Origin of the sequence: Acidithiobacillus sp. IBUN Pt1247-S3 (assembly GCF_041146875.1) — a bacterium.
Classification (GTDB): Bacteria; Pseudomonadota; Gammaproteobacteria; order Acidithiobacillales; family Acidithiobacillaceae; genus Igneacidithiobacillus.
In genome coordinates, this window is record NZ_JBFRXP010000006.1 from 41,993 (window position 1) to 55,985 (window position 13,993).

15 protein-coding genes and 1 tRNA gene are annotated in these 13,993 nt (G+C 53.2%); 9 read left to right on the forward strand and 7 right to left on the reverse strand.

Annotated features, from left to right (window positions below):
* Window position 1 precedes the first annotated feature (1 nt).
* Window positions 2-838, forward strand: a complete 837-nt coding sequence (locus AB4090_RS05725; RefSeq protein ID WP_369572910.1) for a hypothetical protein — start codon at window positions 2-4, stop codon at window positions 836-838.
* A gap of 22 nt (window positions 839-860) precedes the next feature.
* Here AB4090_RS05725 and AB4090_RS05730 read toward each other — a convergent pair whose 3' ends face one another.
* The 4 genes from AB4090_RS05730 to fliL all read right to left on the reverse strand — a co-directional run bounded on the left by AB4090_RS05730 (window position 861) and on the right by fliL (window position 4,023).
* Complete coding sequence (locus AB4090_RS05730; RefSeq protein WP_369572911.1) at window positions 861-1,568, reverse strand: hypothetical protein; 708 nt, start codon at window positions 1,566-1,568, stop codon at window positions 861-863.
* Window positions 1,569-1,683: 115 nt separating this feature from the next.
* Window positions 1,684-2,646 carry a flagellar motor protein MotB gene (gene motB / locus AB4090_RS05735; protein ID WP_369572912.1) on the reverse strand — a complete coding sequence of 321 codons (963 nt, stop codon included), beginning with the start codon at window positions 2,644-2,646 and terminating at the stop codon, window positions 1,684-1,686.
* A gap of 3 nt (window positions 2,647-2,649) precedes the next feature.
* Window positions 2,650-3,510 (reverse strand): flagellar motor stator protein MotA, encoded by an 861-nt coding sequence (motA, locus tag AB4090_RS05740; protein WP_369572913.1) that lies wholly within the window; start codon window positions 3,508-3,510, stop codon window positions 2,650-2,652.
* Window positions 3,511-3,522: 12 nt separating this feature from the next.
* Complete coding sequence (fliL, locus tag AB4090_RS05745) at window positions 3,523-4,023, reverse strand: flagellar basal body-associated protein FliL (protein ID WP_369572914.1); 501 nt, start codon at window positions 4,021-4,023, stop codon at window positions 3,523-3,525.
* A 587-nt stretch (window positions 4,024-4,610) separates the two neighbouring features.
* Here fliL and AB4090_RS05750 point away from each other — a divergent pair.
* Genes AB4090_RS05750 through ppk2 form a run of 3 tightly spaced genes read left to right on the forward strand, consistent with a single transcriptional unit; the run spans window position 4,611 to window position 7,962 of the window.
* A complete protein-coding gene (locus tag AB4090_RS05750) occupies window positions 4,611-5,513 on the forward strand; it encodes a GGDEF domain-containing protein (RefSeq protein ID WP_369572915.1) in 903 nt (300 codons plus the stop codon).
* 33 nt (window positions 5,514-5,546) lie between these two features.
* Window positions 5,547-7,133, forward strand: a complete 1,587-nt coding sequence (locus AB4090_RS05755; protein ID WP_369572916.1) for a diguanylate cyclase — start codon at window positions 5,547-5,549, stop codon at window positions 7,131-7,133.
* A gap of 55 nt (window positions 7,134-7,188) precedes the next feature.
* Complete coding sequence (gene ppk2, locus AB4090_RS05760; protein WP_369572917.1) at window positions 7,189-7,962, forward strand: polyphosphate kinase 2; 774 nt, start codon at window positions 7,189-7,191, stop codon at window positions 7,960-7,962.
* Between the two features lie 24 nt (window positions 7,963-7,986).
* Here the strand turns inward: ppk2 and rnr are convergent, their stop codons facing one another.
* Window positions 7,987-10,224 carry a ribonuclease R gene (rnr, locus tag AB4090_RS05765; RefSeq protein ID WP_369572918.1) on the reverse strand — a complete coding sequence of 746 codons (2,238 nt, stop codon included), beginning with the start codon at window positions 10,222-10,224 and terminating at the stop codon, window positions 7,987-7,989.
* Between the two features lie 38 nt (window positions 10,225-10,262).
* On the opposite strand from rnr, the gene AB4090_RS05770 reads away from it, so the two are divergent.
* The 5 genes from AB4090_RS05770 (at window position 10,263) to AB4090_RS05790 (ending at window position 12,577) form a co-directional block, all read left to right on the forward strand.
* Window positions 10,263-10,349 (forward strand) — tRNA-Leu (locus AB4090_RS05770).
* Between the two features lie 126 nt (window positions 10,350-10,475).
* Window positions 10,476-10,988: an AAA family ATPase gene (locus tag AB4090_RS05775; RefSeq protein ID WP_369572919.1), complete on the forward strand. Its 513-nt coding sequence runs from the start codon at window positions 10,476-10,478 to the stop codon at window positions 10,986-10,988.
* Window positions 10,989-11,011: 23 nt separating this feature from the next.
* Window positions 11,012-11,578, forward strand: coding sequence for an HdeD family acid-resistance protein (locus AB4090_RS05780; RefSeq protein WP_369572920.1), 567 nt, complete (start codon window positions 11,012-11,014; stop codon window positions 11,576-11,578).
* An 83-nt stretch (window positions 11,579-11,661) separates the two neighbouring features.
* Window positions 11,662-12,402 carry an META domain-containing protein gene (locus AB4090_RS05785; RefSeq protein WP_369572921.1) on the forward strand — a complete coding sequence of 247 codons (741 nt, stop codon included), beginning with the start codon at window positions 11,662-11,664 and terminating at the stop codon, window positions 12,400-12,402.
* A 22-nt stretch (window positions 12,403-12,424) separates the two neighbouring features.
* On the forward strand, window positions 12,425-12,577 hold the full coding sequence (locus AB4090_RS05790; protein ID WP_369572922.1) for a hypothetical protein: 153 nt from the start codon (window positions 12,425-12,427) through the stop codon (window positions 12,575-12,577).
* 74 nt (window positions 12,578-12,651) lie between these two features.
* Here AB4090_RS05790 and AB4090_RS05795 read toward each other — a convergent pair whose 3' ends face one another.
* Together AB4090_RS05795 and AB4090_RS05800 are read right to left on the reverse strand one after the other, a co-directional pair.
* Window positions 12,652-12,936, reverse strand: a complete 285-nt coding sequence (locus tag AB4090_RS05795; RefSeq protein WP_369572923.1) for an EscU/YscU/HrcU family type III secretion system export apparatus switch protein — start codon at window positions 12,934-12,936, stop codon at window positions 12,652-12,654.
* A complete protein-coding gene (locus AB4090_RS05800) occupies window positions 12,911-13,987 on the reverse strand; it encodes a flagellar hook-length control protein FliK (protein ID WP_369572924.1) in 1,077 nt (358 codons plus the stop codon). The genes AB4090_RS05795 and AB4090_RS05800 overlap by 26 nt, the downstream gene beginning before the upstream one ends.
* Window positions 13,988-13,993: the final 6 nt, after the last annotated feature.

Here is a 13,993-nt window from a genome sequence, read left to right on the forward strand (position 1 = left end):
GGTGGCATCGACACTGCAGCCACATTCCGTACCACCGGGCTGGTTTGTTCGCTGGTCGAAAGAGTCTTGGGCTTTGCAAAAGGAGGCTCCCGTCGCTTTCACCTTTCTCTCGGGACTGTTGATTTTGCTGAATCTCAGTCACCAGCCACTGATTCTGACCATCCCCTTCGCCTGCCTGGAAACTGCTCTCATTTTTGCCACCGCCATGGCCGTAGAACTTGGCAGTTGGCAGATACGTGATTTGCTTCTGGCCTTTCGCGACCTACCCTGGTTGCCCCTAATTCGCCTCGGCGTGGCCCTCGCGCTCCTGGTTTTCCTCATTCTTTTGTTGCTCTGGTCTCTGCATCACTATCTGCAAGGGATTTTGGTACACGACCATATCTCTTCGGCGGCCACCCTGAAAAATTTGCATACCCATGCTTGGGAAAGCCTGCCGTTGTGGCTTAAGAACCTCCTCAGCAACAGTCTCGGCAATGCGCAAACCCTGCTCGGCAACGTATTCCTGATGCTCTCCGTGGGCGCGGTCGTGCTCGGCCTGGCGCGGCAGGGCTATCTCGCTCTCCTGGCCGGTTTTCTGGCGGTATTGCGTAACGTGCGCATCTGGCTAGTATTCCTGCTTGCCAGCCTGCTATTGCAGGGTGCCATCAGCTACCTAGCCAACATTCTCCATCAACCGGCCGCTGCGGCACTGGTTGCCGCCTTATCTGTCATGCTCTTGCTCTGGGTAGGACTCTTTGGTTGGTGCTTTGCCAAAGAAACTTTTGGCTTGCCCAAACAGCGACAGACCCAACGCCAGCGCGTGCGCAAGGCGCACGCGGTACCCAGCCTACCGCATTGATTTTCGCAAGCTGAGAATCCACTCAGGCAATCGGACCCAGGATACCCTGAAAGAAATCCGTCAACTCGTTCATTGCCTGCCGGTCAGCGAACTGAAAAGCAAAACCAAGCAACACAAATTCGGGGGTATGTTTACCTTTTTTCTCGTCGGAGGGCGGATCAAGGAGCACACGGCGTCGGAGTTCCGCTTGCCCCCTCCACTCACGCAGATCATCGCGGCGCAGAACGACCACGCCTTGATCGCCTTCCTCACAGCCCCCGGTGTCTGCGAGCTGTTCACTCGAGACATAAATACTCGCGAGGAATCCCCCCAGCCCGATGTCAACCACATCTCCGCGTACCAGTTCCGTACTGCACGGGCTGTGCCAACACGCAAGAACTGCGTTGTTCAGGGTGTACCGCAGATTCCTACGTTCCTGACGCACCTGAATACTACCCGGGTAAGGGAAGACCCAAAAACCGGGGTCTGCTTCTTTACCATCCTGTAGGAGAAAATGAACCGAGCGGCTAGGCTCGTAGTGAGCCACCAACAACTTGATATCGCTCCCACCTAAGTCTTGACAGGAAATTGTCACGCCCGTAGGGGAAAGACGAACGACTCGACCGATGCTATGAATCCCATGGCCTAGATCGCTCAGGGCAATCGCGCCCGCGCTCTCTCGTAAATATAGAAGGTATTCGACTATTGCGTCGCCGATCAGGGTATCCCCCTGAGGATCAGGCTTACCCATTATCAGCTTCCTCCCATTCTCTGGCCAAGCTCTACTCCCCAGGCATTCCTGCGGGTGATTGTGCTGGCTTATCAGGATGAGACGATAACATAGCCATAAACGAGGAAGAAACCTATTACCCTGCCAGCTTCTCTGCCGGAGGTGACGAGCGCGTAGTTTCCACCACGCTGTGCAGGGCAACGTTCGCGGAAGAAGCTCCACTCACCGTCATTACTGCTTGCTGATTCTTGATGATCCGATCGGATGCGGTGTTACTGAGCACGACAATCGTCACCCGCCGGTTTAGTGGTGAGTCAGGATTCTGACGGTCGAATAACACCGCCGCCCCCATACCCATGACACGGAGTATCTTTGCTTCAGCCAAGCCATGCTGCACCATAATTTGTCGCACCGAATTAGCTCGGCCGGCGGACAAGTTGAAATTGCTATACCCTCGTCCCTCATTTAGATAGCGTAGAGCATCAGTGTGCCCGGTAATACTTACCCGATTCGGAAGAGTATTAAGAGTTGGCGCAATCGCCTCAAAAATCACGCGGGCATAGGGTTCCAGCTCGGTACTACCATTAGGAAACATTGATCGTTTGGCGCTATCCACCACTTGGATGCGCAAACCCTCCGGGGTAATGTTAATCAACAATTGTTTTCGAAATGCAGCAAGAGCGGGATTCTCACGAATCTGCGCTTCCAACTCTTGTTTCAAACGCTCCAAGTTGTGTCGATCAATTTCCTGGGCAGTAGAACCTGGGGCCTCGGGACTTGGTATTGTTTGATTTTTCTGCCCACGCTGCACCTGGCCAACCGTTTTATTCAGGTTGCTACCACCACCATTGAGTATGGAGTTAGAAGAACCGGTCCCTGGCCCTCCCATGAGCGAAACGCGCTCAGGATTTTTAAACCAGTTCGCAATCCCCTGCAAAGTAGCTTTGGTCGTTGATCCTAATAGCCACATAAGCAGAAAAAAGGCCATGAGCGCGGTAATGAAATCCGCGTAGGCAATTTTCCACGCACCCCCGTGGCTACCACCGCCTTTTTTGATACGTTTAATGACAATGGGTTGGTCTTTTTTCCCTTCAGCCATCGCTTATTTGCCCTTTAAATCCCGCAAATGAGCATCAAGCTCCTGAAAGCTCGGTCGTTCAGTGGAGTATAAGACCTTCCGCCCAAATTCGACGGCAACCTGCGGCGGATATGCGTTCATTGTCGCGAGCAAGGCAACCTTAATGGTCTCCAACATTTTGCTGCTTTCAGCAGCACGGTCTTCCATTCGCGCGGCGATAGGTGACACAACTGCATATCCCAGCAAAATACCAAGAAATGTTCCTACCAGGGCTGCGGCGATAAGCTCTCCCAATACTGCAGGGGGTTTGTCCACCGAACTCATCACATTGACCACCCCCATCACTGCGGCAACAATACCGAAAGCTGGCATGCCATCCGCCGCACGGGTAAGTGCATGGATGGGTACTTCCAGTTCCCGGTGGTGCGTATCGATCTCTACATCCATGAGATTTTCCATCTCAAAAGCGCCGAGTGTGCCACCTACCATGAGCCGCAGATAGTCGGTAAGAAACTCCAAAACATGATGGTCTCCCAAAATTACCGGGTATTTCTTGAACACTTCGCTGTTCTGTGGGTCGTCGACATCAGCTTCTATGGACATCAATCCCCCTTGCCGAATACGGCCAAAAATTTCGTTCAAGAGGCTCAGTAACTCCATGTAAGCAGCACGAGTGTATTTGCTTCCCTTGAGCGCCAGGGGCAGCATTTTCAACACTGCCTTAAAGCTTCTGGGAAAAGTGGAAGCAAAAAACGCCCCAAATGCCCCACCAATAATCATGAGGGCTTCAAAAGGTTGAATGAGTGCAGTAAGCTTTCCGCCTTCTGCCACGAATCCACCAAAGATGGCACCAAGCGCAATCACATAACCAATGATGAGAAACATATCGCTCTCCGCTTACTGGACCACAAAACTACTAAAATATGCGGCAACGACTGGTGGCGGCGACTTACCCGACGGATCCGGCAATGCGCCACCATCAGTTTCCAAAACCTGATTCACGTCTGTTTTTATTTTGCTCAGCAGCTGACTCCGAACACTCGGGTCGCTGACTTTATCAGCTTGCTGTGCTGCGAGTAGTTGCAATATCTGATTTCGAATTTCTGGCAAATAGGCTTGAATTTTTTTATCCAAGTCTGCGTCATACGTCTTTAACTCCACTTTTACTTGTATGTAGTGCGTTCCACCATCATTACTCTGCAGATTAGTTACCAGCGAACCCAGGTCGATGAATTTGGTTTGCTGCGCACGCTCCTGCATCAACTGCGCCTTACTTGGTGGAGCGCTTGCGCGCAGCATAAACCACCAGACGCCGCCCGAGACAATCAGCAGCAATAAAATTGCAATGATTGCCAGCAGAAGTATTTTTCCCTTACCTGCTTTCTCTTTTCCTGACATTTTCCGTGCCAATCCCTGTGCAAAAACAATTTCTGATACTACAAGCCCAACTATCCGAGAGAAAGCGTGTGCACGCTCTGCTCTTGCTCAACAATGCTTTCTCCCCGCCACACCCGAGATAAAGCCAATAGAATCGCAGGGCACTGCTCCAGTGCTGTTGTGTCCGCAAAAATCCGAGTATGGGCAAAACGCAATAGCAGTAACCTACATAGTCGATCGGCAAGATTTTGCCGGTCTCGTGCCCAGCAGGGTGGCAGCTGAGCAAGCTGATGCTGCACAATCCGCTCGGCATGGGCGAGCTCTGGCCAGGGCTCAAGGGCTGCCTTGCAACCCGCGCGCGTCTGCACCCGTCGCAGGCTTTGCTCAACCCCAACTATCACTAAAGGCAGGACATCTCTCTTGTCGTAACCTCCAGATTTCTGCCCATATTTCCCATCCTCTCGCAAGTTGTTCAACACCTTTCACCTCGGGAAAGTCGACCATTGAAGCGAATAGCGGCACATCTGGGAAATTTCTTGAATCCTCTCAGAAAAAAACTGGCACGGCTTATGCTTAGGACTGCATACTGTCGTGAGAGGATCAGCTTTATGGAAACGCGCACATGGCAACAGCCCAAGTCCCTGCGGATGGCTACAGAAAGTCAGGACTTCTACCAAGATGCATTAGATAGGCTCATCAACGCCTGGAGCATCTATTGGTCTGCATGGCTGGACCAGGGGGAGACGAGCACGGCAGAGCGGGCACTGATGCGCTCTCTGCATGATCCAGAGGCCTCTCTCGACCAAGAGGACCGCAGCGCTTGGGCATCACTGGAGAGAGAGTGTCACGAACTGCTGCATAAGCTACGGGCCACACAAACGTCAAAAAACCGACAGGATCTCTGTAACCGAACACTCATTCGTGAAGTCACCCAGTTTCAGAACGATTGTTGGAACGAATCAATACAGCGCCAACGTGCACAAAGTGAAGCGGATGCACTAACCGGTCTACCCAATCGACGACGCCTTGCGAAGGATCTCCTGCGTGAGGAATCGAGAGTTCTACGTGGTGCGGCCGCTTGTATCGCCATCATTGACCTGGATCATTTCAAGACCTTCAACGACCAGCATGGGCACCTCGCCGGGGATCAAGCATTGCGTGCAGTGGCCGATTTTTTGCGAGGAGCCCTACGCCCCTACGACGGCGTGTATCGCTATGGTGGGGAAGAATTCATCTTGATCCTTCCCGGAATGGAGGAATCCTGCGCGCTACAAAATGCCAATAGACTCTGTGAGCGCCTTGCTGCTACGCGACTATATTTTGACGATGGGGTTCCTTTCCAGCTGAGCATCTCCATTGGAATTGCAGCGTTGGGACCGAACGCCGCTCTCGAAAGTGTTCTCGCCGCAGCGGACGCAGCGCTCTATCAAGCCAAAGCCGACGGGCGCGGCAAAGCAATGTTGGGCTCCGCCGGGACTTTCGCAAATCATCAACACGCCGTATCATCATGATAGTCTCCCATTTCGACGCACGGCTTATAAATCATGATCGAAAACGATCCGAAAGAGATTGGAATTTCCGTCCTAAAGGCCTTACTGCGGGAAAACCTACCAGCCGACCCCGAAAACTATCGCCTTGTCTACAATCAAATATTCAGTGCTGAAAGCGATACTGCTGGGCAAGCATTACCAAATGCCTGGAAAGAGACCCTAAAGAATTTTCTGCAGGAATGGGATCGTAGCCAAGCTGGGCTCAGCCACTTACAAAAAATTCAGCAGCGAAATGAGCTTTTCACCAAAGAGCAAGATGCCGCAGTCTTCGCGGCGATGGTGAAGCTTGTGGAGCGTTGGCGAACTCTGGCAACTCGAGGGAGTTCTGGTACTGAAGAGCCCAACGAAAATTCCAATGCTATGCAGCAGATCTGGGTCCGTGGCTTACGTTCCGGCTTCACCGTTCCGCTTAAAAATGATTCCCGAGGGCAAGCCATAATTGAAACCGTTGATAACCTTTTGTCTAATCATGGTGCGCCTGCTCAAGACTTTATCCAACTATTACGGAATCTCTGGGAGCGCTTGGACGATGATGAGATTGAGAAAGAGAAAGTTCAGGACATCTATCGTCGCGCATTACGCTTGCTCTTCTCGGGGAGTGCCGAGTTATTCACCAAAGACCCTTGGTTTAGCGAACAACTAAAAACGCTAGGTGAGGCATTCAGCACACCGCCAGCAACCGCGCTGCAAGCACAAGAACTACTCTCCGGATTGACGGAACTACTCTATCGGCAAGAACAACGCCGCGCGCCCGTCACCGACGTAGACCGGGCACTTCAGGAACTTCTGCAACTCGTCTTCCAATATATCGAGACATTAAGCGAAGGAAGCAGTGATACCTATGACGAATTCGTGCGTATAAGTACGGAGATCGAACGCAGTGACGACCCAAAGCATATTCGCAGCTTGGTTGGCAAACTGGTTGAGCGCAGCCGAAGTTTACAAGACATGTTGCGCGATTCTCGCGACGCTTTGCGCCAAGCTCGCGCACAATTAGAAGGGGCACGTAGTCGCGTACAGGACATGGAAGAAGAGATTTCCCAGCTCAACCTCCTGGTGCATGAAGACCCTCTCACCCACCTGCTCAATCGTCGCGGACTGCATCTCGTCTTCGAACGAGAAACGGCGCGGGCTGAGAGGCAAAAAGGTACTCTCAGTATTGCACTACTAGATCTCGATCATTTCAAAAAAATCAACGATCGTTTTGGACACGAAACAGGGGACGAAATTTTGCGTCATTTTTCTGGACTTTTGCGCCAAAGCCTACGTACGGAAGATGCAATTGCTCGATATGGCGGTGAGGAATTTGTCGTCCTCATGCCAGGCGCGGTTCCCAAACTTGCCATACAAATTTTGGAACGCCTGCAAAGCACTCTGCGCACGCACCCTTTGGTGACTACTGACCAGCAGCACATCACGGTAAATTTCAGCGCCGGGATCGTAGGATGGCGACCGGCTACCAACCTAGAATCCGCGCTTTCCGCTGCTGACCACGCCTTGTATCGGGCCAAGCGAGATGGGCGCCAAAGGATTTATCTCAACGACAACGAGCAAGCCCCAGGAAATGCAAGATCGACTTGACGCGATCCCATACGAGATCTACAACTAATAAGACAGAATCATCCGAGGAATTGAGATGAGTAAGAACATAGAAAAACACGAGCACTACAAGGAAGAGTTACACCTCCTGCAGGTAGAGCTCGTCAAACTGCAGCGGCATATCATCAGCCGCGGGGATAAAATCCTCATCATTCTGGAGGGGCGCGACAGCGCTGGCAAAGATGGTAGCATCAAGCGCATTACCGAACATCTGAGCCCACGGGAAACCCGCGTAGTTGCCCTACCCAAACCATCGGATCGGGAGCAGACCGAGTGGTATTTTCAACGCTACATCGCACATTTGCCCGCAGCGGCGGAATTCGTATTGTTCAACCGCAGTTGGTATAACCGCGCTGGTGTGGAACGGGTGATGGGATTTTGTACAGAAAAACAACTTGAGGAATTTTTTCAGGAAGTGGGAGTACTCGAGGGTATGCTGATGCGCTCGGGCATTCATCTCCGCAAATTTTATTTAGACATTAGCCGGAAAGAACAGAAGGCGCGCCTAGCAGCACGGGAAGATGATCCGCTAAAACAATGGAAGACCAGCCCCATTGATCTACAGGCGGTGAAGCACTGGAAAAGCTATTCCAAGGCACGCAACGAGATGTTTGCGCGTAGCCACAGTACCCTGTGCCCGTGGACCATTGTGCGCGCCGACGACAAAAAAATGGCACGTTTACAAATTATCAAGGATACCTTGTTGCGCTTGGAGTACGACGGTAAAGATACGGAGTTGGTGAGCCCGGATCGCAACATCATCTTTGACTACGATCCGAGCTATGTGGAAAACGGTAGTATTGCCTCTTAATAACGCCCAAATGCGCAGCACGCCTCAGCCACGACGACGGCTCCGGCGTCCGCTGCTCCCCTCCCCCTCCGCAACTACCCGCTCAAACTCGATCTTGCGTTCGTCCAGATTCACCTGCACCAGCCGCACCCGCACTTCCTCACCCAACTGGAAGATTTCACCACTGCGCTCGCCAACAATACGATAGTGTTTGGCATCAAAATGATAGTAATCGGTACCCAGGGTACTGATATGGACCAACCCCTCAACATACGCCTCGCGCAGCGCAACAAAGAGGCCAAAACCCGTCACACCGGTGATGATACCCGTGTACTCGTTGCCTATTTTGTCGAGCATGAATTCGCATTTCAGCCACTGCACGGCCTCGCGCGAGGCTTCGTCGGCACGGCGCTCCGTCATGGAGCAATGCTGTCCCAGGTCTTTCAACTCCGCGATCGGGGGTACTTTGACCGGTCGCTCCGCCGCCGCCGCATCCAGCATTTCCCGAATGCCACGATGCACCAACAAATCAGGATACCGGCGAATGGGCGAGGTAAAATGGGTATACGCCGGGAAGGCAAGACCAAAATGCAGGCTGGTATCAACAGTATAAAATGCCTGCGACAGGCTGCGCAGGATGATGGTTTGGATCAATGTGGCATCAGCGCGCTCACGCGTCGCCTCAATGATTTGCGCGAGGTCGGCACTACGCGGGCGTGTGGGCAATCGCACTGGCACCCCTAGCTCCCCCAGAAAACGGCGTAGATCTTCGATCTTGTCGGTGTTCGGTTCGGGGTGCACGCGGTACAGCATGGGAAACTGATGGATGCGGAAATACTGTGCCGCGCACACATTCGCGGCCAGCATGCATTCTTCGATCATGCGATGCGCGACGTTGCGTTGCAGCGGTACGATGGCATCAATCCGCCCCTGCTCGTTATACAGAATCCGGCTTTCCTGGCTATCGAATTCGATGGTGCCGCGTTCCTCGCGCGCCTTCGCCAGGGCGTGATAGAGTGCATGCAAGCTCTGCAAATGCGCTAGTAAATCCGCATCCGGCCCCTCTGCGGCAACCTGACCGGTTACAAACGCGGCCACCTCATCATAGGTAAAGCGTCGTTGTGAGCACATCACAGCACGCGCAAAGCGAAAACGCTGTACCTCGCCCTGCGTGTCGATTTCCATTTCACAAAGCATGCAGAGGCGGTCTACATGCGGGTTGAGCGAGCAGAGGCCGTTAGAGAGCACCTCGGGTAACATGGGAATGACGCGGCGCGGGAAATATACGGAGTTGCCGCGGCGCTGTGCCTCCTGATCCAACGCCGAACCCGGTTGCACGTAACTTGCCACATCGGCAATGGCAACATAGAGCCGAAATCCACCCTCGGCCAGACGTTCCGCATAGACGGCATCGTCAAAATCCTTAGCATCGGCCCCGTCGATCGTCACCAAAGGCAGAGCGCGCAGGTCGCGACGACCTTGTTTCATCTCTTCAGGAACCTCTGGCGCGATCAAGGCTGCTTCCTGTTCCACGGCCTCCGGCCACTGGAATGGCAGACCATAACTGCGCACCGCAATCTCCACTTCCATCCCTGGTGCCATATGCTCGCCAAGTATTTCGATGATGCGTCCTTCGGGGAGATTGCGCCCGTCGGGATACAGTTCAATTTCCAGCACCACGATCTGACCATGCACCGGCGCTAGCGCACCGCTGCCAGTTACCGCAAACTCCTGACTGAGCCGGCGGTCCTCGGGCACTACATAGCGGCTCTCGCCGTCAGCATGATACCGTCCCACAACCTGGGTTAGCGCGTGCTCAAGGATCCGTACAACGGAGCCCTCGAGGCGCCCCCGGCGGTCCTCTCCGACCACTCGACCGAGAATGAGATCGCCATGAAAAACTTTGCGCATTTCGCGTGGGGAAAGAAACAGATCTTTGCCACCATCGTCGCGCGAGAGAAAACCAAAGCCGTCGGGATGGGCGATGACGGAACCACGGATTAGCTCCATCGCCGCAGCAAGGCCATAGGCCCCACGACGATTACGCAGTAACTGGCCATCACGCTCCATGGCGCGCAGGCGTCGCCGCAACGCCTCCTGATCTTCCTCAGTAACATCCAGGTCTTCGATGAGATCTTCCAGTCTTGCAGGCTGCCCTAATCCTTCAAGATAACTCAGAATGAATTCGCGACTGACGATGGGGCGCTCATATTTTTCTTTTTCTCGTTCATACATGGGGTCCCGCTCTGGCAGGGACAGGCTGGGCGACTCTTGCTCCGGCATTGACAAAAACTCCTTGCTAATAGATGATGCGCGTTATTGCCGAGGTGGCGGAATTGGTAGACGCGCTAGGTTCAGGTCCTAGTGAGCGAAAGCTTGTGCTGGTTCGAATCCAGTCCTCGGTACCACTCTCCTAGAATTTTTTTGATCATTTCATTCAATGTTTGCAATGTGCTTGCCTTACTATCCCTGAAGGCGAGACTTTTGTCCATGCACCCGCGTATGGCGGGCATCCACCTACAAAGAAATCAGCGATGAATCCGGAAATTTTGGTACTCTTCACAGCAGGAACTAGCGCGTCGGGCAAATCGACCTGGGCACAAGGTCTTAGCCGTCGCTTCCCGCACGTACAAGTACAAATTCTTGAGCGGGATCAGTTGCGCCGAGAATTACATGCCGAGAGACACAATACCCCATTTTCCTGGGCCGACTGGGACACAAAGCAAGAAAGCGAGATTCAGGAGCGTTGGTTGCAACGGGTACAGGGCCTACTGGAGACAGACGTGCTGGTACTAGCGGACACCCACATCGACCCCGAGCAATTGGCACGCGAGGCGACCCTTATGGCAGAGTTGGGTGTTCGGGAAATGGCATTGCAGTATTTTCCCGCCCAACCCCTGGTAGAACTGATCCGCCACGACCAAAGCCGTAATTACCCCGTTGGTGCAGCGGTATTGCGCGAACAAATTCAGCGGCTTCGTCCAGAAGATGCATATTGGCGGGCGTTGGAGGCAGCAAGCGCAAGCTGTGCTAAGCTAGAAGTATAGGTACTTGCTAGCGGAGTCAAAACATGAACCTCAAACCGCCAGATCTCTCCACCATCATTGAGGCAGAGCAGAAACGGTTAGGGAAATTCACCCGTCCGGTAGCAATACTTCTCATCGTTGTCGGGTTCATTGGCCTCATCAGCCCGGTATTTCTTTCCACCCTCACCGTCGGGATCGTCGCCGCTATTTTGATTCTCGGCGGCATTTTTTGGTCTGTGCACATCTATGGCAATAGCCAACGGCATTTTTCCGACTGGCTGCGGCCCCTGCTGTTACTCATTACCGGCCTCATCATCGTTTGGGAACCCGCTGCCGGGATCGCCAGCCTCGGGTTACTGTTTATTCTGTATTTTCTTTTGGATGCCTACCGTAATTTTACCGCACATCAACGCTCTGGTGGTATCGGCCGCCCTTGGTTCATTTTCAGCGGTATCGTTGATGTCTTCATTGCCTTGTTGTTCTTGCTGACTTGGCCAGGTGGATCGTTGGTTTTAGTTGGTATTTTTGTCGGCATCAACCTGATTTTCGATGGCATCGCGTTATTATTATTAAGCCGATTCCTAAAAGGCGGAGGCAACAATCAAGCATAAACACCCAAGGAGAACAACGGATGAAACTTCAGGTACTGACTCTTGCCTTTCTGCCAGCTTTTACCCTCAGTGCTTGTGCCAACATGGAAAACACAACAACCGCAATGGCTGTTCCTGACCAAAGCACGAGTCAAACAGCCCTAGATTGGCAAGGCAGCTACGCTGGCGACTTGCCAGGGGCCGATGTTTCGGAAATTCGCGTTACCATAGTCCTAGAAAAAAATGGAAAATATTTCTTGACCCGCCAGTATGCTGATCATTCAGGGATTTTCCGGGAGACCGGACAATTTCAGTGGACTGATGGAGGTAGAGTAGTCGACTTGCTCAACAAACATGGCCATCTGACTCGTTATCAAGTACAGGAAAATGGATTATTACCACTCATGGCCAATGGGCAACCCATACCTCCCATTGGCGACCAACACTGGCGCTTGCACAAAGTCAGCGAACTTTCCAGTACGCACGAACTCTATGCCAGTTTCCGTTGGCAGTTGCAGTCCCTGGCGGGAGCCAAATCTGTACTTGGTGCCGGAGGCAAGGCACCATACATCGTCTTTCTGCCCGATTCACAGCGGGTAAGCGGATGGGACGGCTGTAATCGGATTGCGGGTAGTTATACCGTGGCGAAAGATCATAAACTACACTTTGGACCGATGATATCTACGCGTATGGCGTGTATGGATGTGACCGTCGATCAGGCGTTTTCTAAAACATTGACAATGACCACTGCATTTCGCTTTGACCAAGGAAAACTTCTCTTGCTGAATTCCAAAGGCACGGTAATGACTAGTTTTATCGCTGCACCACAGCCAGAACATCCGTAAGTACCAAAAAGGGATAAAACCCTTGCAGAACACCGCACCCATTTGGATCAGCACCCAAAATGCCAGCCTGCTCACCGGCAAGGTCACCAAGACTATTTACCGATGGGCAGATGATGGTGCCCTGCACACACGCCAAGAAAATGGGCGCCACAAATCGATCTCCAACGAAACGTAGCCTCCGCGCACGGCAGCAAGGCCACAAAAGCGTTACACTTGTGCAGAAAAACAGAGCCCTAAGTTTTCGCTATGTCAGCGAACAGTATGCTCATGCTCCAGGCGATATACCCAAGCCAACAATTCTGCCACCGCTTGGTAAAGTTTCGGGGGAATTTCTCTATCCAAGTCCAACTGCATGAGCAAGCCGACCAACTCCTGCGATTGGTGTACATAGACCCCGGCCGATGTTGCCGCGGCAATGATCTGCTCGGCAATCAATCCCTGTCCCTTGGCCACCAACGCCGGCGCTGCATCCCCCGGACGATAGCGCAGGGCCACGGCAGTCTTTTTGTTATTCCGGCCGCGTGCTTCGCTCATTTTCTGGCTCCACGATAATGTTCGATTGCAAGCCATGGGCTGCGAAGGCTGTCTGCAATTTCTCAACTGCGCTTTGCAGGGCCGCCACTGCTTGCGGTGCCACCCGCAAGCGTAATCCTAGGGTTTCGCCCTGTAGACGTAAGCGCGCGTCGAGGTGTCCCAAAGATGGCAAATCCACTTCCAACCTGCTATCCCAACGCTCTAGTTCATCCGCTGCGTGTTGCTTGTTGCGAGCGTCCGCGTCGCGACGGCTCACCGTCCATAAGGCGCTTTGCCCTGGCCATACCGCTACCGTCCATATCATCTGCTGCTGGAGCAATGCCTGCCCCTGCTGCTGTACCAGCGTTTGCAAGGCCGCCGGCACGGTAAGCGGGGGCGAGCCCTGCGCGGCTATCTGCGAGTACATGCCAAGTGCCTGCTCTCCCTGCCAAGATCTAACCATAACGGTGTTGGTAGAGAACAGACTCGGCGTCTCCTTGCTCACGGCGTTACTACTGAGCAGCGCACTTAATTTTCCTTGTGGCTCTTGTAGTAAACGTTGTAAAGGATAATTTCCCTGTACCCACGCATGCAGATGGCTCTCATAAAACATCCCGCTGCCTTCAACCCTACTTTGTAGTGCGCTAGCCAAGGATCCCCCCGAAATTTGCCCGCTGGCATCGAGGCTAAGAAGGGAAAGCGTCGCAGGCGCACGTCCCTCTGCCGAGGCGAATATCGTTCTGGTGAGGAGCGATAGATTGGAGTCGCGCGAGGCCTGTGCTTCCTGGGGCCGTAGCAGGAGAAACTTGGCTTGATCCTGACCACCAAGGTAGACCAAAGAAAGCTGACGAACATTACTCGGCCAACGTTCTGGAAGCTGCATCAAAAAATCCTGGCCGCGCACACGGACCAAGCTTTGCTCACCAGAATGGCCCACGATTTGCCCAGAGACCAGCGTACCAGCGGCAATAAGCGATGAAAAATTCCCGCCCCCAGCGCCGCTTCCTGGCAACGCACGCCCCTGCACGGCGGTCAGCTGATCTAGGAGGTTCCCGGGGGCAGTAGTGGACACAGGAAA